Genomic DNA, 21,453 nt, shown 5'->3' with positions numbered 1-21,453 from the left:
AGAACGTCGGACAAGTAGAAAAGCGTAATGAAATGGCCGGACGGCTGATGGTAGCCCTGGACTACCCGGATGCGGGGCAGGCAAGGCTGTTACTCGACCAGCTGGAGGGAATTCCCTGCTATATGAAGGTGGGCATGCAGTTGTTCTACGCTGCCGGGCCTGACTTCATCCGCGAGCTGAAGGAACGCGGGTACTCCGTATTCCTTGATGTCAAAATGCATGATATTCCGAACACGGTGCGGGGCGGAGCGGAGAGCCTGACCCTGCTAGGGGTCGATATGTTCAATGTTCATGCTGCCGGGGGAGCCGCCATGATGGCTGCTGCGCTGGAAGGGGCGGCGAAGGCAGTCAGCCTGCATCCGTCGCTGCATATCCCGCTTATTATCGCGGTAACCCAGCTTACCAGCACGAGCCAGGAAGTGATGAACAGCGAAATCGGTATTGCCGGTTCAGTGACGGATACGGTGGTACGTTACGCCAAGCTTGCAGCAGAAGCCGGCTTGCATGGGGTGGTAGCATCGCCGCAGGAATCAGCGGTAATTGCCGCTGCCTGCGGCCCGGATTTCCGTACAGTGACCCCTGGCATCCGGCCTGCCGGTGCTTCGCTGGACGATCAGTCCCGGGTCATGACCCCCGGACAGGCTATCCGGCAAGGTAGCCACTATCTGGTAGTGGGCCGGCCGATTACGGCGGCGGCAGATCCGCGCGCCGCAGCACTAACCATTATTGAGGAGATGAGCGAAGTATGAGCCCATTAGAGAATAAAAGTGAACAAGTTGCACGTTACCTGCTGGAGATTGGAGCGGTAGCCTTGCGGCCGCAGGAACCCTTCACCTGGACGTCCGGCATCAAATCTCCGATCTATTGCGATAACCGCCTGACCTTGTCTTTCCCGGTTGTCCGTAACTATATTGCCGATGCCTTCGCAGAGCGGATCAGAGCCAGCTATCCGGACGCTGAGGTGATTGCGGGGACTGCAACCGCCGGCATCCCGCACGCGGCCTGGGTGGCCGATAAGCTCGGTCTGCCGATGGCTTATATCCGTGACAAAGCCAAAGGCCACGGTAAGCAGAATCAGATCGAGGGACTGATCGCTCCCGGCCAGAAGGTCATTGTCATCGAGGATCTGATCTCCACAGGCGGCAGCTCGATCAAGGCCGCGCAGGCTGTGCAGGAAGCAGGCGGCGTCCCGCTGGCCGTTCTGGCTATCTTCAGCTACGAGCTGGACCGCGCGGTTGAAGCCTTCGCGGCTGCAGATATCCCGCTGCAGAGCCTGTCCAACTACAGCACCCTCATCGGCGTTGCGCTGGATCAAGCTAAGATCGCCGCTACAGATGTAGCGCTGCTGCAATCCTGGCGCAAAGATCCCGCCGCGTTCGGCGTATAATACAGGCTGGTCTTGAAGCCGCAGCCTGAACGGGAATACAGCAAGAAGCCCAGTGCCTTTACAGGCTGCTGGGCTTCTTTGGTTGCCATAGGTTGAGAGGGGCGCTGCCCCTCAATCACCCGACTTCATCAGCTATTGTCCGTTTCCCAGCCCTTCAAGCCTTATCTTCCGTTCCTTATGGAGGTTCTTTAAGACGCCGGAAGTACTTTATTCATCGCAGTAACGACTCGCCTTCAAATACACATTAACCCTAAGGGTGTCCTATATAAGCAAGTGGAAAAACGTCATCTAATTATAGCGAAATCTCAGCATGGAGGAAGCTAGTTGGAAAAACAGCATTTGTTTGCGCCCGAAATGGAGATTCCCAGGATAGGGAGCAGAATTAGATGACAAAAATCCACTTAGCTCCACTGAAACGACAATATCAGGATACGTAAGTGTACAAAATCCAACTGTTCCCGGTGAGCAGGCTTCGCTCCAAGGTTATCACCTGCCAACCTGCGGAATATGGCGCACGGTGCAAGAATTTGCCAACCCTTCCGCAGAGTAGTTGTCCTGTTTTTATTGCAAAACTGGGCATGATAAATAACACAAAGGAATATATTAATGCGAAAAAGGAGAAGAGGGTATCATGAATTGGATCTACTTCGCTAAGCTGTTCAGGACAAGATTTCAAGCAGGCTGCCTCGCCAAAAGACTGGAGCAGGACGGCTGGATCTATGGTTATCATGATCCGCGGTTTGTAGAAATTTACCGTTCCCGCAAGGGCCGTTATGGTGTGCGGTTTCTGCCATGAACTAAATAACCAAAATCATCCTTGACTTTATCCATGTCTATATTGTATATTATCTATTGTCGCTGTTTGAATATGTTTACTGACGCGGGGTGGAGCAGCCCGGTAGCTCGTCGGGCTCATAACCCGAAGGCCGCAGGTTCAAATCCTGCCCCCGCAACCAATCTTATTACACCTGACAGCACTTGTATAATACGGATATCCTAGTCCGGGCCCTTAGCTCAGTTGGTTAGAGCGGTCGGCTCATAACCGATTGGTCACAGGTTCGAGTCCTGTAGGGCCCACTTCACTAAAACCCTTACTTTGTAAGGGTTTTTTGCTGTTTTCATAGTTGCAGGGATAATCAAAGGGAAGAATTTGTTAGGCGAAGGACTTTTAACACTTTGGAGGCAGTATGAGAAAGTATTGCAGAGTATTAAATGGATGGCCTGATAAATTTGCTACACAAAAACTTGTTCAATTCCGTGTCAACGCTCCGGGCTCCACTGCCCAGCCATATCAAATGTCCCCATGAGTCAAGAAGGCATAGTCTGGATTCGGGGATATGGTGATGAGCAGACAAGGCATGCTCCGGTAAAACAGCCTTATCATTTTTACTATGTATAATCAGGGTCGGACACATAATTTTCTGTAGTTTGGAGGGTGTGAAGGCCGCACTCTGTTCAAGATCAAGCATAAACCCATGGCCGGAGCGCTGGCGCTGATTCATGGCGACAAATTGTTCAATATCCTCTTGGCTGAACTGTTGCAAGACCTCAGGTACGGGAAGGGTACTGAATGAAGGTACCATCTGTTTTAGAATGAAATTTGGAAATGTACGGCTGAAGAAGGAAACAAGCTTCCATGTATATTTTTCTGTGGCCGGATGGAACAATATTTTGGCCATCCTATAAATAGCGTCTTTAGGAGAATGCCATTCCTTGGATACAGCAGATTGAAGGACAAGACTGCTGACGCGCTCTGGATAGAGGGAAGCGAAGGTTATACCGGTGGGTCCGCCAGCTGATACAGCAACGACTTGAACCGTACATACATCAAGGTGATTGATCAATTGCAGATAAGCCTCACAAGCCGTATTTAACGATAGCCCAAGTTCTTTACTTGTTGAGCCGTAACCGGCCCGCGAAGGAGTAATGATCGAATAGCCCTGCTCCAACAGATTTTTGTATCCAAACTCTTCATTACAATTAGAGTGCCCGCCATGAAAAAGCAAAATGGGCGTCCCTGTTCCGGCAATTGTATATTCAAGGAATGTCCCATTTTCTAGCTCTAATGTCCGGGTACTTCTGAGCATATCTCTCTACTCCCATTCAATTCAAGGGTTTAGTCTGATTCTAACATATTCCCGGGGGAGATGGGGTACGCTAATGGGGACCGGATCATTGAGGCTTTCGGTACGGAAACTAAATTCTTCAACGAAAAAGTTGCTTGTTTGCGGAACTGCCGTATTAGGAGTTATTAACTTATCCATTTTCCAGCCAAGTAGTAACATAGCGGCGAACAGGGAAATGCAGCATATTATTTTACGTATTAACATGAGGAATTCCTCCTTTTCACACAGGCTCCCCTGATGCTTCCCGGATTATTCACCGCAAATGGCCTTTACTTTCTCCTTCGGTGACTATATAATTGCAATAATTGTATACGGAGTGAACCGGAGGAGCCTGCCAACAGCGGGCTCTTTTTGTGTTTTTTACCTGGAACAAATTTACTGCTGTGGAGGGTTTGAAATGGAAATGAACAATGAGAGCATCATGGTGTGTGTACATTACGGGCCGCACGGGCAGCGGTTAATTCAGCGCGGAGGACAATTGGCAAGATTGCTCAATGCCCCGCTGATGGTACTCACTGTAGATGCATCCGGAGACAATGAATATAACAGGGAGAAGCAGCAGTACCTGTCCGGCTGGGAGAATCAGACCAAGGAGGCTGGCGGACAATTTGTGATCCGCAAATGTAATGGCAAAAAAACGGCTGATGTGATTGTGGAGACTGCAAAGGATCACAAAATCACACAAATTGTACTCGGACAGTCAAGCCAAACGCTGTGGCAGGAGATTACACGGGGAAGCTTTATCAATGATCTGCTGGAGCGGATGGGTCCAATTGATCTTCATATCGTTGCGGTACAGCGGTATCCGGAGCTGCTGGAGCAGTCCCATGAGCAAGGGTTCTCTGCTTATCTGGTCCAAGAGGGCGACCGTCATATCCTGATGGATGAACCGGATGGAGATGAAGCCATGAAGGGGGTTTTCTTTCGTGAGCTCGATACAGATTTCAATACCGGCCTGTTCAAAATTGTCAGAAACGGTGAAGCGCAATATTTGAGAATTGTACAGAACGAATGGGTGAAGCCCCGTTAAGCGGATGATACCAAATACTAGAAAGGGGGATTAAGCCTTGCTGCATATGATTATCCTGCTTCCGTTTTTGCTGGCTGCGCTAATGCTGCTGATGAAGCAGAAGAACACCCGGTTTCACTTGGGCTGGATCGTTCTGCCCCTTCCTGCGGCTCTCTTCATTTATTTCCTGACAAGAATTCCATCCATCCGTGCAGGAGAGCCTATTGAGAACAGTATCACCTGGATGCCGTCCTTTGGGGTGAATATCTCGCTGGTACTGGATGGACTCAGCTTGCTCTTTGTCCTGCTCATTACCGGGATGGGGGCCCTTGTCGTGCTCTATTCGATTTATTATCTCGATAAGCTCATGGAGGGAATCCGCCAGTTTTATATATACCTGCTCATGTTCATGGGAGCCATGTTAGGAGTGGTGCTGTCAGATAATCTGATGGTGCTGTACGGATTCTGGGAACTGACGAGCATATCTTCGTTCCTGCTCATTGCCTTCTGGCACCGCCGGGAAAGATCCTCCTATGGAGCAATGAAGTCCATGCTGATCACGGTGTTCGGCGGTCTGGCGATGCTAGCCGGATTCAATCTGCTGTATGTAATGACCGGCACTTATAGTATACGTGAGATTGTTGCACAGGCAGGGACCTTGACAGAAAGTGTAATGTTTATCCCGTCCATGCTGCTTATTCTCCTGGGAGCCTTTACGAAATCTGCCCAATTTCCATTCCATATCTGGCTGCCTGATGCCATGGAAGCGCCGACTCCGGTCAGTGCGTATCTTCACTCGGCTACCATGGTTAAGGCAGGGATCTATCTGGTAGCGCGGCTCACCCCGCTGTATGCCGGACAATCCGAGTGGTTCTGGCTGGTCTCAGTCACAGGACTGGTAACTCTGATCTACGGGTCGTTCAAAGCCATCCGGCAAACCGATCTCAAGGCCTTGCTCGCTTACTCCACGATCAGTCAACTTGGCTTGATCATGTCTTTGCTTGGACTCGGGTCGGCGGCAGCCTTCTTCACCGGTACGGGGGATGCGGTTTTCTATACGATGGCTACTACAGCAGCGCTCTTTCATCTCATTAACCATGCTGTATTTAAAGGCAGTCTGTTTATGGTTGTGGGCATCATCGACCATGAGACGGGTACCCGTGATCTGCGCAAGCTTGGCGGGCTTATGTCTCTCATGCCGGTCACCTTCTCTATCGCATTGATCGGGACCTTCTCCATGGCCGGATTGCCGCCATTCAGCGGATTCCTCAGTAAAGAAATGTTCTTCACTTCTGTACTTAATATCCGGGAGTTTGACATCCTGAGCTCAGGATACTGGACCCAGCTCTTTCCGGTGATTGCCTGGATTGCCAGTGTATTTACCTTTGTATACAGCATGATCTTTGTCTTCAAGACCTTCCGCGGCAAGCTGAAGGAAGACAAATTGGATAAAGTGCCTCATGAAGCTCCACTGGGTCTCTTACTGTCACCGGTGATTCTAATTTCACTGGCTGTAGTGTTTGCTTTCTTCCCTGACCTGGTCTCTGCTACGCTGATTGAACCGGCCATGTCTTCCATTCATACGGGGCTGCTGGCGCCAGAAGAAGCCTTTGAGGTTTCTATTCATTTCTGGCATGGCTGGACACCGGAAATCTTCATGACCCTCGGCGTTATAGCAGCAGGTACGCTGTTGTTTAGAATTTATACCAGGTTACGTGTACTAGACCGTGAAGCCGGCGGCACCAATGCACTGAGCCGGATGTATGACTTCTCGTTAAGACTGCTCGAGCAGGGTTCAAGACGCTTAACCGATGCTTATATGACTGGTTCGGGCCGCCATTACCTGATCTATATTTTCAGCTTTTTCATCATTTCCTTGCTCACAGTTCTGCTCCGGCAGCCGGGCATTAGCTTGGGTATGGATCAATATGCCTCATTGTCTTTTTATGAAATGGCTGTTGTAGCAGCCATGCTGCTGGCTGCCTTTGCAGTTCCGTTTGCCAAGTCACGTGTGAGCGCGATTCTTTTCACCGGTGGTGTGGGGTATATGGTGACGCTGCTCTTCGTGCTTTTCCGGGCACCGGATCTTGCACTCACACAGATGATTATAGAGACCGTATCGGTCATTCTGTTCCTTCTTTGTTTCCGGTATTTGCCGAAGCTGAAGAAGCAGAAGGAGCCGCTGCGCTTTAAGCTGCCCAATCTGGTGATAGCGGCTGGAGCCGGGATCACGATGACGTTGATTGCTCTGGCGGCGATGGGTACCAGTCCGTTTGAACCGATCTCCGAGTTTTTCCTGAAAGAAAGCTACAACCTGGCTGGCGGCAAGAATGTTGTCAACGTCATCCTGGTAGATTTCCGCGGATTTGATACCTTGTTTGAAATCATGGTGCTTGGCATCGCCTCACTGGCCATTTATGGTCTGATTCATCTGAGAATGGAGGCAGAATTACCGCCGCTGGAGCCTGCAAAGGAAGAAAGATTGCCGCTGCGCAGCAATGATGTGATTCTACAGACCATCTCGAAGGGCGTTGTCCTTATCATTCTGATATTCTCCCTGTATCTGTTCTTTGCCGGACATAATCATCCCGGGGGAGGTTTTATCGGGGCTTTGATGGCTTCTGCTGCGCTTGTGCTCATTGCCATCGCATTTGGCAGGGATCAGGTTCGTAAGGTGCTCCCTGTGAATTACCGGCTGCTGACCGCTTCCGGGCTCATGCTGGCTATTCTGACAGCGTCAGGTTCATTCCTGTTTGACGCTCCTTTTCTAAGTCATACGTTCGGCCACTTCTATCTGCCTGTACTTGGGGATACGGAGCTGGCGACTGCCGTCCTGTTTGACCTTGGCGTATTCCTGGCTGTAGTCGGCGTGACGATGACCATCATTTTATCGATCGGAGGGGAGAAGAAATGGAACTCGTAATGGCGGTAGCGGTCGGAATTCTCTTCATGATCGGTGTTTACCTGATTCTGTCCAAAAGCCTGCTGCGCATTGTGCTGGGCACCTCCTTGCTGACGCATGGAGTCCATCTGCTGCTGCTCACGATGGCCGGGCTCAAAAAGGGTGCAGCGCCTGTACTAGGCAAAGCGGATACCTATGTTGATCCGCTGCCGCAGGCGCTGATTCTAACCTCCATCGTCATCAGCTTTGGGGTCACAGCCTTCTTTTTCGTACTCGCATACCGGTCTTATCAGACGCGGGGAACTGATGAAATGGACAGCATTAAGGAGGACAACGAATGAGCAATCTATTGGTGCTCCCGATTCTCATTCCGCTGGCTACGGCGGTCATCCTGATTTTTCTCAAAGAGAAGATCCGGCTTCAGCGCGTGATTAGTGCGCTCAGCGGTCTATTGAATATTCTGATTGCGGTGCTGCTGGTTGCACGTGTCTACTCAGAGGGTATACAGACCTTGCAAATGGGGGGCTGGCTTCCTCCGTATGGCATTGTTTTTGTAGGGGATATGTTTGCTGTATTGCTGGTAACGATGGCTTCGATCGTCAGTTTTGCGATTCTGTGCTACTCCTTCAGCAGTATTGGAGAGCAGCGGGAGCGGTTCTATTACTATACGTTCTTTCAGTTTTTGCTGGTCGGGGTATATGGCTCGTTTCTTACCGGAGATATTTTCAACCTGTTTGTCTTTTTTGAGGTCATGCTGATTTCTTCTTATGCGCTCATCTCACTCGGAGGGACCAAGCTTCAGCTAAGAGAAACGTCGAAATATCTGCTTATCAATATCGTATCCTCGACACTGTTCGTAGCAGCGGTAGCTTACCTCTATGCTGCAGTCGGAACACTAAACATGGCGCACCTGTCCCAGCGTATCGCTGAAGCGGGACAAGGCGGCGTGCTTAATGTGATTGCTGTTTTGTTTCTGATTGTATTTTCCCTGAAGGCCGGACTATTCCTGTTCTTCTGGCTTCCAGGGTCCTACAGTGCGCCTCCGGCGGCTGTCAGAGCATTATTCGGTGCCCTGCTGACCAAAGTAGGACTCTATGCAATCATCCGCACCTTCACCTTGCTGTTCGTGAACGATCCCGGCTTCACCCATGACTGGATCGCCTGGATGGCTGCTGCTACTATGATCCTGGGCAGCCTGGGGGCCGTGGCTTATAAGGATATCCCGCGGATTCTGAATTATAACATCATTATCAGCGTTGGATTTGTAGCCTTTGGACTCGCTGCGGGGACTGCAGATTCAATGAATGGGGCAGTCTTCTATCTGCTGCACGATATGCTGGCCAAGGGACTTATGTTTATTCTGGGCGGGATGATTATATCCGCAGCCGGAACCGACCGGCTAGGCAATATGGGCGGGATGATCAGAAAGTATCCGCTTCTCGGCTGGATGTTTTTCATTCTGGCGCTCGCCCTCGTCGGGATTCCGCCGCTTAGCGGTTTTGCCGGCAAAATTATGATCCTCCGCGGAGCGTTGTCAGAGGGGATGCTGACGTTGTCTCTCATTGGTCTGGGGTCAAGCTTTATGGTGCTGTTCTCCCTGATGAAGGTGTTCAGGCTGGCATTCTGGGGAAATGAACCCAAGGAAGAGCAGCCTAAGGTGAGCTTGAAGGCTGCTTCGGCTGTGGCTGCCGGCCTGCTGCTGCTTGTGATAGCAATGGGGATCGGGGCGGAGGTTGTGTATACTTATGTATCGCAGGCTGGCGACGTTCTGGCTTCACCTGCGCTATATATAGAAGCCATAATGAAGGAGTAGAGGAGATGGCCTTACAATTCCTGTTTAATCTGTTGATTGCCTTTCTGTGGATGGCGATAAATAATAGTAGCTCCGCTTCAAGCTTCATTGTAGGTTATCTGCTGGGCATCGGGCTTTTACTGTTATTTAGGAAATCCAGGTCCCAGTCCCGGCCGTTCTATCTCATACGTATATGGGCTGTACTGAAGCTTCTGCTGATCTTTGCCCGTGAACTTACGGTTTCGAATTTTGTGGTCATAGGTCATATTATCCGTCCACGACTGGCTATACGTCCCGGTATCTTTGCTTATGAGACGGCTTTGACCACGCCCTGGGAAGTCACACTGCTCTCGTGCCTGATTTGTCTGACACCGGGAACCCTGACCCTGGATGTGTCCAAGGATGGCAAGACGCTGTACATTCATGCTATTGATATCAAAGATGCAGAGCTGCTGGTCACGCAGATTAGAGGCACTTTCGAACGAGCGATTAGGGAGGTGACCCGTTAATGATCCCAGTTATGCTAACCGTGGCCATGATCATTCTGGCTCTGGCGATGCTGGCCTGCCTGTTCCGTCTCCTGAAAGGGCCAACCCGCTCCGACAGGGTTGCCGCACTCGATACGATAGGCATTCATGTACTCGCTATGATAACCGTCTTTAGTATGCTGCTGGATACCCAGGACTTTATAGAAGTCATCCTGGTTATCGGGATTCTGACGTTTATTGGTACTACGGCACTTGCCAGATATATTGAACGGGGAGCCGTTATAGAAGATGGAGGGAACCCCAATGACAGGTGAACTGATTAGCTCGATGATTGTGGTAATGGGTGCAGTCTTCTGCGGCTTAAGTGCCTTCGGCTTAGTCCGGCTGCCCGATGTGTATCTGCGTTCACATGCGGCTACCAAAAGTGCAACCTTCGGGGTATTGTGTTTGCTGACGGGAGGCTTCCTGTACTTTTGGTTCAAAGACGGAACGGTTAACGTCAAGCTTCTGCTGGCGATTATATTTGTATTCATCACTTCACCGGTAGCAGGTCACCTGAATGGCCGGGCTGCCTACCGTTCCGGAGTGCCCCTATGGAAGGGGAGCGTTCAGGATGACCTGAAGGTCCTGGAGGAAGAAAGCAAGGAAACGTCTGTAAAATAACAGTTAATCGCTGAATTGCTGAGCTGAGCGTAGTTGGAGACGATGCTCCTGTACAATTAAATGGATAAATTCTATAATAGGGATCTAAATCGGTATTGAAGGAGCTTGCTTATAGCGGGCTCTTTTTAATAAGCTGAATGGAGCCAAACTATGTTCTTTAACAGAATTTCATCCTTCATCACAAATCTCAAACTGACCTCATCCAGAATCATTTTGCTCGGTTTTGCCGTCCCTATTTTGCTGGGTACAGTGCTGCTGGCCTTGCCGATATCTTCGTCCAGCGGACTTAGTATAGGCTGGCTGGCAGCTCTGTTCACTTCGACTTCAGCCGTATGTGTAACGGGACTTGTTGTACTTGATACCGGTACCGACTTTTCTCATTTTGGACAGATGATCATCTTACTTCTGATTCAAATTGGCGGTTTGGGATTTATGACATTCAGTGTTTTGATCGCCGTGATCATGGGCAAAAAGATTGGACTAAAAGAACGCCTGCTTATCCAGCAATCATCTAATTCTGTAACCACACAAGGAGTCGTGCGGTTATCGCTCAGTATCTTTCTCATTACGTTTATTGTGGAGACAGCTGGAGCTATATTGTTGGCTCTTCGATGGGCCAATGAACTAGGAACAGCAAGGTCAATTTATTATGGGATATTCCATTCAGTGTCTGCCTTTAATAACGCCGGATTTGGATTGTGGCCAGACAGTCTGAGCCGCTATGTCGGTGATCCGTTGGTTAATATTGTGATCTCCCTTTTGTTTATCGTCGGCGGGATTGGATTCACGGTGATTCTGGATCTGTACCGGAAAAGAAGATGGAGAGATCTTTCGCTTCATACTAAAATAGTTTTAATTACTTCCGGGCTCCTTTGTATGGCGGGGTTTTTGGTCATATTTGCGATAGAACTCTTTAATACAGAAACCTTTAGTTCCCTCTCATGGAGCGAAAGGTTTTGGGCGGCCTATTTTCAGGGTGTTGTTACCCGTACAGCCGGCTTTAATTCTATTGATATTGGAGCAATGCTCCCGGCCTCACAATTTTTTATGATTTTCCTGATGTTTGTAGGGGCTTCTTCCGGATCGACGGGAGGAGGTATAAAAACGACTACTTTTGCTGTACTTATGTTAAGTATCGTCTCAACGATTAAGGGGAAAACAGATGTACAGCTGCTTAAAAAACGGATCTCCCAGGATATCATATTCCGGGCACTCGCAGTATTGACCATATCCCTGGGCGTAGTTCTTACAGCCACCTTTCTTCTATCCATTACAGAATATGCTCATCCTAAAGACTTCCTGGCGCTTCTCTTTGAAGTAACCTCAGCATTTGGAACTGTAGGAATGTCTATGAATCTAACGCAGGAGCTTTCGCCCCTGGGGAAATGTATCATCATAATTACAATGTACATCGGGAGACTAGGGCCCTTGACTCTAGCTTTGGCACTGGCACAAAAAAATGTGAAGCAAAAATATCGGTATCCGGAGGATAAGCTGCTTATCGGCTAAAGATTAAGTCTTCAATCACCCGAAAACAAGCCATCCCGTTAATCAGCGGAAGGGCTTGTTTGGCATGTCTCTTAACGTTCCTGGCGTTTATCTAATCCCAAGGCTTCCTTAAGACCGTTCTGGAGAATTTGTGAGAAGTTAAGGCCGGCTTCGTCTGCCGCTTCCCGCAGCCACTTTGGCAGTGTGCAGTTTTTGGTTACAGACTTGTTTGCTGCTTCGTCACGGTAGGGCGGCATAAATACGTCAATGAAAATAACTTTGTCGGCCGGATCTTCTAGCTGAATCTGTTCAGGGGCAGAAGGATTTGGAGGGATGTTTCCGTTATCTTCTAACTCTAATAGGAAATCGACTAACATATCTTTTGCGTTACGGACAGCGGTCTGAATGTCGAGTGCAAGAATCGCACTTCCGGGAAAATCCGGAAAATACAGTCCATAACCGCCATCCTCGCCCTGTTCAGCAACTACCGGATAAATATAACGTTGCACCCATTTCGCCATTTTTTCATTCTCCTCTTATAGGTTAAGGGAAACCCCAATTATTAAAATATAACTCCGGAAGTTCGTTCAATGCTTTTGAGTGTGCCTTTTGGTATTACCTGCCCCATTGCATGGACGCTTACATCAGCGTATCGAGCCGGGTCAGTACGGTATATATAGTGCTGGTGGCTTCCGCGATTGCTATAATTAAGTGAAGGTATGAATCCGGCATCCTGCAAGGCTCTAAGCATTTCCCGTACTGTAACTTGTGTGCCCAAGCGTTCTCCGCCTTTCAGATTATATTGTAACGCGCATTACTATCACAATCGCACATGACATTTATGTCACACCAAATCCGATATTGTAAGATATAACGATGGGGAATTTCCTCCCCGCCTCTTATACTGGAAATATATTGATCTATTTCCGAAAGGGGACTATTGGACAGTGACGGACGCAATAAAGGCAATCATATTGGGCATTATAGAGGGACTGACGGAATTTCTACCGGTATCGTCCACCGGACATCTTGTATTGGCAGGGGATTTGCTGGACTTTGACGGAGACACGGCAGTAACCTTTAAGATTGTGATACAATTGGGGGCAGTGATGGCAGTACTGCTGCTGTATTGGAAGAAGTACCTGAACATTGGTGTGAATATGCTTAAGATGGATTTCGCCAAGAGTAAGGGATTGAACGCCATTCATATGATCCTCGCTATGGTGCCGGCGTTAATCATCTATCTGCTATTCAAGGACACGATTAAAAGCCAGCTGTTCGGTCCGAAGCCCGTCTTAATAGGGCTTATTGCCGGTGGCTTGCTGATGATCTTCGCCGCACGCAGCAAGAGAACCGAAACGGCAGAGACCGTGGACGGTCTGAATTATAAACAAGCCTTCGGGATCGGACTGTTCCAGTGTCTGGCGCTGTGGCCCGGCTTCTCAAGATCGGGCTCGACGATATCAGGGGGCTTGCTGCTGGGAACCAGCCAGAAGGCCGCGGCAGACTTCACCTTCCTGATCTCCGTGCCGGTCATGTTCGGGGCAAGCCTCCTGGATCTGTACGACAGCCGTGATTTGCTGAGTTCGGATGCGCTTGTGCTGATGCTAATCGGATTTATTACTTCCTTCATCGTGGCAATGATAGCGGTAGTAACATTCATCAAGCTAATTAAGCGGCTGCGCCTGGAATGGTTTGCTCTATACCGGTTTGTATTAGCAGGCCTATTCTATGTAATTGTCATCCTGTAACTATTCTTAAAATAAATCATTGAGGAGAGTGGCAATGACCGAAGCAGAGAACAAGAACCGGGAACTGGAGAAGCGGATTGCTGTATTGGAGGCCCGTCTAACCAATATGGAGAATGCGCCCCGGCAACCCGCCAACAACTTAGGCAGGACCGTCCTTGCGATCGTACTCGGTATCCTGCTGTTCCTGGTGGTTATCGGGGTTGTCCAGTTTGTAAGCACAGGCTAGTTGGCTTGAATGATCTTCATATACAAGGTGGCCCTGCCGGAAGTTGGCGGGGTCTCTTACGTGTAAGCTGCTTCGGAGGTTCAGCCGTATTCCTTGGGCTCCTGCAGCAGAATGGAGAAGGTCTGGGTCTCGTGGTCCACTTCAATCGTCTCGATACCCACGAAATCCGGGATTTCGGGATGAACCGCATCCACGCTGTAATCAGGATGAGTCAGCAGTAATTGAATGACTTGTATGGCGTCCACGTTGATCTTGATCCCCTTTACAGTAGAGTCTCACCATGCCCTTATCTCTGTACCGTATTATCCCCGCAGCGCTTAGCGAATATGTCTGTGGATTATATTTCTGTCTTCGTTCCGCTCCATTACAGCCATTAATTGCCCCTGAAAAATCCGTCTCTGGATCTGATCAATCCGCTGCAGCGCCAGAGGGACGGGAACCTGGAAGGCTACAGCGAGTTCGGCCACAGCATCCTCACGGAGTTCGGGCAGGACATTCGCAGCGATCATCGAATAGGGCATGGAGGCATACAGAATAAACCGGTCTGATTCGTCCTTCTGCGCCTGTGTGAATTGTCCGGGCATCAGGGTAGACTTACCGGCATGCCGGAGCAGGTGGCAGAGCACATGGAGGAATTCCAGCCGCTGCAGCTCGGGAGGCAGCCTGTTGTCGATGAACATACTGTACATTCCGGCCGTCGCTTCAATCCCCTTGCTTCTGACGTCCAGGTAATGCACCCAGATATTCAGCCGTTCGGCTATGTAGTCAATGGATATGTCGGATGGCTTACGGACGCCAATACGCTGGTATAGATCCTCTGTCCATTTCTCCAAAGCGGTCATCTGATAATAGCCTTGCATATTCAATCACCCCAATATAAGATCGTATGTTCGTGTTATTGGCCAAAAGAAAAGCCCGCAAGGGCTTAGCAGTTCAGCGCGCACTTACAACTCAAGCGGCTGAAATATGGAACGAGTGTTCCTATGTATGTAAGCATAAAGGAATTACGCCCGAATATCAAGTGTTTTTCCCAAGGTGGGGTGTGTGGCCTGACTCAGCATCTGGACCATGTTCTGGGCATCCGTCTGCGCCTGCTCCTTAGCGAGGCTCATTACCTGCAGCCCTGCGGCCTGCTGTAAGGAAGACTGGCTCATGACAACGGATAACGCTGCAATATCCATGTAGTTACCTCCTTCTGGGTAGTCTGGAAGCGACGATGCTTCCTCTACTTATTATCGACTGCTGGCCGCCTGTCCGTTAGGTGAATGACATTTCTTTGCCGATTGGCCCATGCAACGGGGCGGATTTCCACATATTCTGTGCTGTATTCAATATTCAAGAGGAGGAATTAATTATGGGAGCAGAGTATGGTTGCGGTTGTGGAAATAACGTAGGTGGAGTGAATCAGGGACCACCAATCCTTCCGGTAGCAAGCCCTTGGACTTCGACGGGCGCAATTCTGGTACTGTTCATTCTGCTGGTTATTATCACTAAAGCCTGCTTATTCTAAAACCAGCCTGTAGCAAGTGTGGCCCTGTCCGGCTGATGCCGGACAGGGCTATTTCTTTTTCTTTTTATAACTACGGACCGCCGGTCCGATCTGACGTTTGATTCGGCCTGTGGCTTCGTCGGTTTCAATGATATATAATTCCCTGATTGTTCCTGCAAGCGCGAACCATTCCTGCAAAGCTTCAGCCTCGGACATAGGGCCGTACAGCCGTTTCCCCCGATAACAGATATAGAACACTTCAGGCTCTCCATCTAAGTCAGATTATCCCATTTCATTTTACGCTTTATCGCGGTGAAATTGAATAACTAAGCAGGGCCAGGGGTTCAGCTCTGTGCAAGTCCAATCCGGCAGCTTCGTGTTTACTTGAACATGAACTCCACCCGGGTACCGTCGGCGAAGTCCTCCAGCTGATTGCCGACCCAGCTTCCTGCCCCGCGGTTATCGCCGGGGGTTATGTATTCAATATGTGCACCGGCACCGCCTTCTGCGCACATGGCCATGGGCCATTCATCCCGGTCATAGCCTTTTTTGGTGGGGACACCCTTCAGGGATGCCTTACGGTTCTCCTCCGCTTCATTCCGGTCGATGGTGCAGATGGCGGACTCTCCCTTCCGGATGGCCTCCTGAATATGTCTGGCGGTCTCCGGGTAGCGTTCTGACGGGAATTCCAGCTTCACTACATCTGAATGATCTGTAGAAGGGGTCTGCGGCAGCAGCTGCCCGTTCTCTCCGAACCAGTAAGCGGCCAGACTGAGCAAGATGAGAATCAAGAGACTGGTGAACGTTTTTTTTGCTTTCATATCTGCTCCTTTGCACATGTTGTGGGTATATAGCCTATGCTCACAATAGTATAGCGTAAGAGTACAGGATTGCGACAGTCCAATTTCTTAGGGATTCGCCGTGCTGAGATCCCATAATTCGTCATAATATGTACAAACACCAAGCAGAAACGGCTTTGTTGTCCTTGTACAGGACGTACCGTTTCAGCGGGAAATAGAAGGATAATGTATGGCGTGAAGCATATAAATTCTTATATTTAGGAAAAGGATGGTGGAAACTGTGGAACAGCGCATACTCAGGGATCTGCTGGATTCGGCCTCACGGCTCATTGGCGATGTGCAGTGGCAGGCGGCTTTTCGCAAAGTGCTGATGGCTCCTGCGGATGATGAGCTGGGCCCTCCGGCCAGGCAGCTGCTGGAAACCTTGTACTGGCTGCAGGGGCAGGGGATGATCAGCGGACAGCATGACTATCTGGAGAGTCCGGATGATCTCAATAACAAGCTGAAGAATACGGCTGGCAGCTATGCCGGACTTCACGGCTATGAGATGGGGCCGATCGGCAATCAGACGGAGCAGTTAATCAGCAGGCAGCGGCAGGGGGTTACGGACAGCGCCATCCGCTGGCACAAAGCCGGGGGCATTGTGGCCATGACTTATCATGCCCATCTGCCGGGTACGGCCCCGGCCTGGACGAATGTCTCCATGAGCCTCAGTGAAGCTAATTTCAGCAAATATATCACACCGGGAACGCCCGAATATACGGCGATGATTGCCGAGCTGGATAAGGTGGCTGTTTTCCTGAAAAAACTGAATGACGCCGGCGTGCCTGTACTCTGGAGGCCCTACCATGAGATGAACGGCGGCTGGTTCTGGTGGGGGCAGAAGTCTTCCTTCGTTACCCTCTGGGAGATTATGTTTGAGCGCTACACCGTGTATCATAAGCTGCATAATCTGCTCTGGGTATGGAGCCCGAATGCCAAGAACGAGTGGAGCGATGAACTGGCGAAGTATTATCCGGGCAGCGGAAGAGTGGATGTGCTGGCATCAGATATCTACGAGGGGGATTTCAAGGCAAGCCATCATGACAGCCTGTGGGATCTGGGGCGCGGCAAGCTGATCGCCGTAGGTGAGAACGGAGAGCTTCCGCCGCCTTCGGTGCTGTCAGGAACGCAGAATAAATGGAGTTACCAGATGACCTGGGGCAAGCTGCTGTATGAGCGGAACAACGATGCTACGATTCAGGCTTTTATGAAGAATGGTGCTGTGTTCACCAGGGATGAGTATGCGGCGAAGGCGGCGGAATTTGCTTCAACAGGCGGCGAGCTTCCGAAGCAGGGGTTGTACGGGCAATACTATAATAATATTACGCTTAGCGGCACGCCTGCCCTCACCCGGACGGATGCCAACATTAACTTCGCCTGGAGGCAGTCCGCGCCGGGTCCGGCGGTTCATGCAGATCTGTTCTCCGTGCGCTGGAGCGGCAGACTGAGTGCGGCCTACACCGAGACTTACAATATCTATTCTTATTCAGATGACGGAATCCGGGTATGGATTGACGGGAAGCTGATTATCGACAGCTGGATCAAGCAGAGCGGGCAGGAACGGAAGGGCACAGTGAAGCTGATTGCGGGGAAGCTGCATGAGCTGAAGGTGGAGTACTACGAGAACCAGGGGGATGCGCGTGCGGTACTCATGTGGGAGAGCCCCAGCCAGGCCAAAAGCGTAATTCCGGCAGGAGCCCTCTACCTTCCCTAATCAGATCTGCTCGCGGTAGCTGATGTTGTTGGCAATCTTCTCGTCGCGGACGGCCTGGCGCAGGATATCCTTCACATCCTGAACCTTACGGATTCTATAGAAGGGGAGCTGTGGAGAAGAAGCGTCGTCTGACAAAATCGTAAGCGTCCCGATGCCCAGCATACGCTGCATGATTGACTGGCTGACGGAGAAGTCGTTCACCCGCAGCAGCTCGATTTCTTCGACATCCTTGCCGATCAGTCCGCTCTTCACCATAATCCGCTGGGACGTAATCGTGTACTTGGTTGAATTCAGTCCGACCAGCCCCTTGAGACGGTCGGATATGCCGGCAGGCTTGCCCTGCCATAATTCTTGTTCCGGACCGGAGCCGGAGCGGCGGCCAGCCGCCGGACGCTGTGCTGCTGCCGGTGTATTGGGATTCTCTGTGCTTGCTCCGCATTCTCCGCAGAATTTGGCATCTTGCTTGTACTCCGCACCACAGGCTGTGCAATAATGCATAAGATAACTCCCTCTCATCTAACGTATAATTTCATTATAGTATAACAAGAATTCCCAGTCATTACGGGGTTCTTGTTTTCTATTTCTCCATATGAATACGCTTAACCGCTGAAATATGTTTCATAACCGCGGTTTTTACATTAATTTCATTTGCACTTAACAAAATTCGATATTATTCTGTTAAGTGGAGGGATATTAACTATGAGACAAGCTTTATTTGCAGGACTAATTATGGTGGTTGTTCTACTTAGTGCCTGCGGCAATAACAGTGCTGAACCTGCTTCAGAGGAAGTGGTGCAGGAGACAGTGCAGAGCTTTTACAATGAAATGTCAAAATATGACGAAATGGGAAAATCCTCGCTGGAGAATTTCAACACCACGCTAACCTCTTATTCCACCGGACAAGCGACGGACAAAGAATTGCAGAAGGCGGTTAACCGTTTCCAGGATACGGCTTCCGAGATTGCAGATCAGGTGAACGATGTCAAAATCTCGAAAAGCCTGCCGGATACCGTGCAGACGTTGCTCAGAGATTCGGTTATCGCGTTCCAAAGCGCCTATCAGCTCAAGGAAAAGGCTTCCCAAAGCGCAGTATCTCCCGATGTAACCGCCGAGGAGTTCAACGCGATGAATCAGCAGGCGGACGTAGCGATGCTGTACGGCATTTCCAAGCTGAACGAAGCCAGACTCGCAGCGGGACTGATTGAGCCGGAGAAGGCCGTAACAGGGACCGTGTCAGAAGCAGGGGCAGATATCGGAAAAGCTCCAAGTACTGGCGGCACAGAGACCACTTCAGGGAAGTAAGCGGATAAGAGAGTTGTGATCGCGCAAGGTGTTTCTGATAAGACGCTTTACAGTATAACTGTGGGCGTCTTTTTGCTGCCGGTTGAATCATATGTCTAACCTTTTTGAGAAGTACTTAGGGGCCTCCTTGAAGCCTTGTCTCTCATAAAATTTATGAGCCTGTATTCTTCTGGAATGACAATGAACCTGGATACTGGCACATCCTCTTTGGTGGGCACAAGCTGAGGCGTATTCCTCTAATGCCTGTCCAATGCCCTTACTTCTAACGGAGGAGTCCACAACCAAATAACTAATGGAGGCGATATCTCCTCTCATGCCCAATTGCGGGATATAATGCAGGGACAGACAGGCGATAACACCTCCTTCCGCTTCATAGACCATTAATTCCTCGTTGGGGTCAGCAAGAAATCTCTCTATGTTCTCTTTCATAAAAGTCTCCGTACCCGGGTAACCTAATTGCGTTAATAGTCTGGAAATATCCTCACGATCCCCCACATTTGCAGCTCTAATCATAAATTTCATCTCCACTCCTTTTCTTACTCTTCACCTTAATGATGGCATCAGATTAGACAAATTACTAGAACCACGGTATGGCTGTTTCAATGCAGGTGTGGTGCTATATAGAGTGTACTTGTATTACTTCTCTTATGGGATTACAGTGACTCCAGAGAATGTTTGGCCCTCCTTCTGCGTCCTTTTACTGACATTAATTTCTGCTTGCCTAACAAGAGGAATCGCGGATATAATACAAACATACGTTCGGTACATAGGCGGCAAGATGATGAGTCCGGGTTATACACACACAGAGTGGGGGAATAGGTAATGGGCAAGAAGCTTGAAGCGGGCAGTCTGCGGGAGAGCAGTAGAATCCTGCTGACGGAGCATAAGAGCGGGATTAGGAGAGACGAACGGGAGGCCTGGCGCAGCCTGAGACCGGTTCTGGATGAGCAGAAGGTGGAGGAGATTGAGCATACGCTGGCCTTATCGCTGCGGAGTCATGTGCGGGTGACAGTAGTGCTGTTTGACCCCTTGGAGCAGAAGCTGCTGAGCGGGTTCGTAACCTCCATTCACACCCACTCGCGTGAGATTAAGCTGCAGTGGGCGGAGGAATGGAAGTGGCTGCTTATAGATGACATTGTCGAGGCTTATATTGTCTGACGAAGGAAGGCTCTGCCTGTAAAAGGAGTCCTTAGTTACTCCCGTTCCCGGCCCGGTCCGTCTTCTCATAGGCAATCAGCGTCACTTCCGGGTTCCCGGTCATCCGGGCAATCTCCGATTCAGCCTGACGGATCACCTCCACGACATCCTCCTGGTCACTAAGTGCGGCTATTTTGTAGCTGTCGCTGTGAATATCCATGTTCAACCACCTTTCATGTATTAAGAATTACAGGTCCGCTTACTTATTCTGGCCTGTTATGGCGGAATCCATCCGGCTGAACAAGATCCCTGGAATACCGGGGGTCTATTTCTGATTATACGGATAGTACATCCGAATTTTACGGGCTGTATAGGTTATTCGTACAAGCAACACGGGAAAAGGGGGCATTAACTATATAGGGGGGTGAGTATATGCTGACTTTGGAACAAGTGAAGAGTAAATCGGCCGGGAAGCTCGGCAATCTGCATCCGGCTGTGCTGGCAGGGACCACAGAGCTGATTAGACGTTGTTATAACCGGGGAGTGCCGATCCTCATTACGCAGGGAATGCGTACGATAGCGCAGCAGAATGAGTTGTATGCTCAGGGAAGAACGAAGAAGGGCGACATTGTGACTAATGCCCGGGGCGGGAGCAGCTACCATAATTATGGACTAGCGATTGACTTCGCACTGCTGCTGCCGGATGGTAAAAGTGTATCCTGGGATATTAACTGGGACGGAGACGGTGATAAGGTGGCAGACTGGCAGGAGGTTGCACAGGAGGGCAAGAAGCTTGGCTTCGAATGGGGTGGGGACTGGACCACCTTCAAAGATTATGCCCATCTGCAGATGAGCTTCGGCCTGACTACTTCAGAGCTTAAAGCCGGGAAACGGCCGGCGGCGCAGCAGGTTAAGGCCGCGTTAAGCCGCATTAACGGAGGTGAACCAGAGGTGAATAAGGATATCCCCATTAACATCACGCTGAACGGGCGGAAGCTTACGAACGGGCTGATGGACAATGCCACAACCTATGCTCCGGTCCGTGCCATCGCTGAAGCGCTGGGTGCCCAGGTAACCTATGATGCGCGCACCAAGACTGTGAACATTGTGAAGGAATAACTTCTCTGTATAGATGCT

General features: G+C 50.1%; 29 protein-coding genes and 2 tRNA genes. 20 read left to right on the top strand and 11 right to left on the bottom strand.

Annotation, left to right across the window (positions count from 1 at the left end):
* Positions 1-32 precede the first annotated feature (32 nt).
* The 5 genes from pyrF to KDC22_RS24665 all read left to right on the top strand — a co-directional run bounded on the left by pyrF (position 33) and on the right by KDC22_RS24665 (position 2,464).
* Positions 33-749: an orotidine-5'-phosphate decarboxylase gene (gene pyrF / locus KDC22_RS24685; RefSeq protein ID WP_246553781.1), complete on the top strand. Its 717-nt coding sequence runs from the start codon at positions 33-35 to the stop codon at positions 747-749.
* On the top strand, positions 746-1,387 hold the full coding sequence (pyrE, locus tag KDC22_RS24680; protein ID WP_211720706.1) for an orotate phosphoribosyltransferase: 642 nt from the start codon (positions 746-748) through the stop codon (positions 1,385-1,387). Before pyrF ends, pyrE begins: the two co-directional genes overlap by 4 nt.
* A 631-nt stretch (positions 1,388-2,018) precedes the next feature.
* Positions 2,019-2,183 (top strand): hypothetical protein, encoded by a 165-nt coding sequence (locus KDC22_RS24675; protein WP_019909365.1) that lies wholly within the window; start codon positions 2,019-2,021, stop codon positions 2,181-2,183.
* A gap of 83 nt (positions 2,184-2,266) precedes the next feature.
* Positions 2,267-2,343, top strand: a tRNA-Met gene (locus KDC22_RS24670).
* A 47-nt stretch (positions 2,344-2,390) separates the two neighbouring features.
* Positions 2,391-2,464, top strand: a tRNA-Ile gene (locus tag KDC22_RS24665).
* Between the two features lie 131 nt (positions 2,465-2,595).
* Here KDC22_RS24665 and KDC22_RS24660 read toward each other — a convergent pair.
* A complete protein-coding gene (locus KDC22_RS24660; RefSeq protein WP_211720705.1) occupies positions 2,596-3,474 on the bottom strand; it encodes an alpha/beta fold hydrolase in 879 nt (292 codons plus the stop codon).
* Between the two features lie 436 nt (positions 3,475-3,910).
* On the opposite strand from KDC22_RS24660, the gene KDC22_RS24655 reads away from it, so the two are divergent.
* The 8 genes from KDC22_RS24655 (at position 3,911) to KDC22_RS24620 (ending at position 11,876) form a co-directional block, all read left to right on the top strand.
* Positions 3,911-4,543: a universal stress protein gene (locus KDC22_RS24655; protein WP_211720704.1), complete on the top strand. Its 633-nt coding sequence runs from the start codon at positions 3,911-3,913 to the stop codon at positions 4,541-4,543.
* A 46-nt stretch (positions 4,544-4,589) separates the two neighbouring features.
* On the top strand, positions 4,590-7,445 hold the full coding sequence (locus tag KDC22_RS24650) for a Na+/H+ antiporter subunit A (protein WP_211724182.1): 2,856 nt from the start codon (positions 4,590-4,592) through the stop codon (positions 7,443-7,445).
* The gene (locus KDC22_RS24645; RefSeq protein WP_173128094.1) at positions 7,433-7,765 is read left to right on the top strand and encodes a Na(+)/H(+) antiporter subunit C; all 333 of its coding nucleotides are present in this window, start codon (positions 7,433-7,435) and stop codon (positions 7,763-7,765) included. Before KDC22_RS24650 ends, KDC22_RS24645 begins: the two co-directional genes overlap by 13 nt.
* Positions 7,762-9,237, top strand: a complete 1,476-nt coding sequence (locus KDC22_RS24640) for a Na+/H+ antiporter subunit D (RefSeq protein WP_211720703.1) — start codon at positions 7,762-7,764, stop codon at positions 9,235-9,237. The genes KDC22_RS24645 and KDC22_RS24640 overlap by 4 nt, the downstream gene beginning before the upstream one ends.
* Positions 9,238-9,242: 5 nt before the next feature.
* Complete coding sequence (locus tag KDC22_RS24635) at positions 9,243-9,725, top strand: Na+/H+ antiporter subunit E (protein WP_211720702.1); 483 nt, start codon at positions 9,243-9,245, stop codon at positions 9,723-9,725.
* Complete coding sequence (locus KDC22_RS24630) at positions 9,725-10,018, top strand: Na(+)/H(+) antiporter subunit F1 (RefSeq protein WP_036725027.1); 294 nt, start codon at positions 9,725-9,727, stop codon at positions 10,016-10,018. Before KDC22_RS24635 ends, KDC22_RS24630 begins: the two co-directional genes overlap by 1 nt.
* Entirely contained in the window at positions 10,008-10,367 is a 360-nt protein-coding gene (mnhG, locus tag KDC22_RS24625; protein WP_211720701.1) for a monovalent cation/H(+) antiporter subunit G, read from the top strand. The genes KDC22_RS24630 and mnhG overlap by 11 nt, the downstream gene beginning before the upstream one ends.
* A 150-nt stretch (positions 10,368-10,517) precedes the next feature.
* The gene (locus KDC22_RS24620; protein WP_211720700.1) at positions 10,518-11,876 is read left to right on the top strand and encodes a TrkH family potassium uptake protein; all 1,359 of its coding nucleotides are present in this window, start codon (positions 10,518-10,520) and stop codon (positions 11,874-11,876) included.
* Positions 11,877-11,947: 71 nt separating this feature from the next.
* Here KDC22_RS24620 and KDC22_RS24615 read toward each other — a convergent pair whose 3' ends face one another.
* Together KDC22_RS24615 and KDC22_RS24610 are read right to left on the bottom strand one after the other, a co-directional pair.
* On the bottom strand, positions 11,948-12,376 hold the full coding sequence (locus KDC22_RS24615) for a type II toxin-antitoxin system HicB family antitoxin (RefSeq protein WP_173128079.1): 429 nt from the start codon (positions 12,374-12,376) through the stop codon (positions 11,948-11,950).
* Between the two features lie 41 nt (positions 12,377-12,417).
* Positions 12,418-12,606, bottom strand: a complete 189-nt coding sequence (locus KDC22_RS24610) for a type II toxin-antitoxin system HicA family toxin (protein ID WP_246553780.1) — start codon at positions 12,604-12,606, stop codon at positions 12,418-12,420.
* 196 nt (positions 12,607-12,802) lie between these two features.
* Between KDC22_RS24610 and KDC22_RS24605 the strand changes: the two genes are divergently transcribed.
* Both KDC22_RS24605 and KDC22_RS24600 read left to right on the top strand, forming a co-directional pair.
* Positions 12,803-13,606: an undecaprenyl-diphosphate phosphatase gene (locus KDC22_RS24605; RefSeq protein ID WP_173128073.1), complete on the top strand. Its 804-nt coding sequence runs from the start codon at positions 12,803-12,805 to the stop codon at positions 13,604-13,606.
* Positions 13,607-13,640: 34 nt separating this feature from the next.
* Complete coding sequence (locus KDC22_RS24600) at positions 13,641-13,832, top strand: hypothetical protein (protein WP_173128070.1); 192 nt, start codon at positions 13,641-13,643, stop codon at positions 13,830-13,832.
* An 80-nt stretch (positions 13,833-13,912) separates the two neighbouring features.
* Here the strand turns inward: KDC22_RS24600 and KDC22_RS24595 are convergent, their stop codons facing one another.
* The 3 genes from KDC22_RS24595 to KDC22_RS24585 all read right to left on the bottom strand — a co-directional run bounded on the left by KDC22_RS24595 (position 13,913) and on the right by KDC22_RS24585 (position 15,013).
* Entirely contained in the window at positions 13,913-14,077 is a 165-nt protein-coding gene (locus KDC22_RS24595) for a hypothetical protein (RefSeq protein WP_173128067.1), read from the bottom strand.
* Between the two features lie 72 nt (positions 14,078-14,149).
* Positions 14,150-14,692, bottom strand: a complete 543-nt coding sequence (locus tag KDC22_RS24590) for an ImmA/IrrE family metallo-endopeptidase (protein WP_211720698.1) — start codon at positions 14,690-14,692, stop codon at positions 14,150-14,152.
* Positions 14,693-14,836: 144 nt separating this feature from the next.
* Complete coding sequence (locus tag KDC22_RS24585; RefSeq protein ID WP_173128061.1) at positions 14,837-15,013, bottom strand: YjfB family protein; 177 nt, start codon at positions 15,011-15,013, stop codon at positions 14,837-14,839.
* 173 nt (positions 15,014-15,186) lie between these two features.
* Between KDC22_RS24585 and KDC22_RS34080 the strand changes: the two genes are divergently transcribed.
* Positions 15,187-15,342, top strand: a complete 156-nt coding sequence (locus KDC22_RS34080) for a YjcZ family sporulation protein (RefSeq protein ID WP_379255664.1) — start codon at positions 15,187-15,189, stop codon at positions 15,340-15,342.
* A 48-nt stretch (positions 15,343-15,390) separates the two neighbouring features.
* On the opposite strand, the gene KDC22_RS24580 is transcribed toward KDC22_RS34080, so the two are convergent.
* The gene (locus KDC22_RS24580; RefSeq protein ID WP_211720697.1) at positions 15,391-15,579 is read right to left on the bottom strand and encodes a hypothetical protein; all 189 of its coding nucleotides are present in this window, start codon (positions 15,577-15,579) and stop codon (positions 15,391-15,393) included.
* Positions 15,580-15,701: 122 nt separating this feature from the next.
* Positions 15,702-16,142, bottom strand: coding sequence for a NucA/NucB deoxyribonuclease domain-containing protein (locus tag KDC22_RS24575; protein ID WP_211720696.1), 441 nt, complete (start codon positions 16,140-16,142; stop codon positions 15,702-15,704).
* Between the two features lie 259 nt (positions 16,143-16,401).
* Here KDC22_RS24575 and KDC22_RS24570 point away from each other — a divergent pair, with 259 nt between their 5' ends.
* Positions 16,402-17,877 carry a glycosyl hydrolase gene (locus KDC22_RS24570; protein WP_211720695.1) on the top strand — a complete coding sequence of 492 codons (1,476 nt, stop codon included), beginning with the start codon at positions 16,402-16,404 and terminating at the stop codon, positions 17,875-17,877.
* Here the strand turns inward: KDC22_RS24570 and KDC22_RS24565 are convergent, their stop codons facing one another.
* Positions 17,878-18,375: a PH domain-containing protein gene (locus KDC22_RS24565; protein ID WP_211720694.1), complete on the bottom strand. Its 498-nt coding sequence runs from the start codon at positions 18,373-18,375 to the stop codon at positions 17,878-17,880. It abuts the gene before it with no gap.
* 201 nt (positions 18,376-18,576) lie between these two features.
* Here KDC22_RS24565 and KDC22_RS24560 point away from each other — a divergent pair, with 201 nt between their 5' ends.
* Positions 18,577-19,179, top strand: a complete 603-nt coding sequence (locus KDC22_RS24560) for a hypothetical protein (RefSeq protein WP_173128045.1) — start codon at positions 18,577-18,579, stop codon at positions 19,177-19,179.
* 87 nt (positions 19,180-19,266) lie between these two features.
* On the opposite strand, the gene KDC22_RS24555 is transcribed toward KDC22_RS24560, so the two are convergent.
* Positions 19,267-19,701, bottom strand: a complete 435-nt coding sequence (locus tag KDC22_RS24555; RefSeq protein ID WP_211720693.1) for a GNAT family N-acetyltransferase — start codon at positions 19,699-19,701, stop codon at positions 19,267-19,269.
* Positions 19,702-20,001: 300 nt separating this feature from the next.
* Between KDC22_RS24555 and KDC22_RS24550 the strand changes: the two genes are divergently transcribed.
* Positions 20,002-20,337 (top strand): YolD-like family protein, encoded by a 336-nt coding sequence (locus tag KDC22_RS24550; RefSeq protein ID WP_173128039.1) that lies wholly within the window; start codon positions 20,002-20,004, stop codon positions 20,335-20,337.
* Between the two features lie 31 nt (positions 20,338-20,368).
* Here KDC22_RS24550 and KDC22_RS24545 read toward each other — a convergent pair whose 3' ends face one another.
* Positions 20,369-20,536 (bottom strand): hypothetical protein, encoded by a 168-nt coding sequence (locus KDC22_RS24545; protein WP_173128035.1) that lies wholly within the window; start codon positions 20,534-20,536, stop codon positions 20,369-20,371.
* A gap of 212 nt (positions 20,537-20,748) precedes the next feature.
* Between KDC22_RS24545 and KDC22_RS24540 the strand changes: the two genes are divergently transcribed.
* Positions 20,749-21,435 (top strand): M15 family metallopeptidase, encoded by a 687-nt coding sequence (locus KDC22_RS24540; protein WP_211720692.1) that lies wholly within the window; start codon positions 20,749-20,751, stop codon positions 21,433-21,435.
* The last annotated feature ends 18 nt before the right edge of the window (positions 21,436-21,453 follow it).

The sequence above is a fragment of the Paenibacillus tritici genome, assembly GCF_018207515.1.
GTDB classification, from domain to species: domain Bacteria; phylum Bacillota; class Bacilli; order Paenibacillales; family Paenibacillaceae; genus Paenibacillus_AQ; species Paenibacillus_AQ tritici.
The sequence above is the reverse complement of the archived record's forward strand: the minus strand, read 5'-3'. Positions and strand labels throughout refer to the sequence as shown.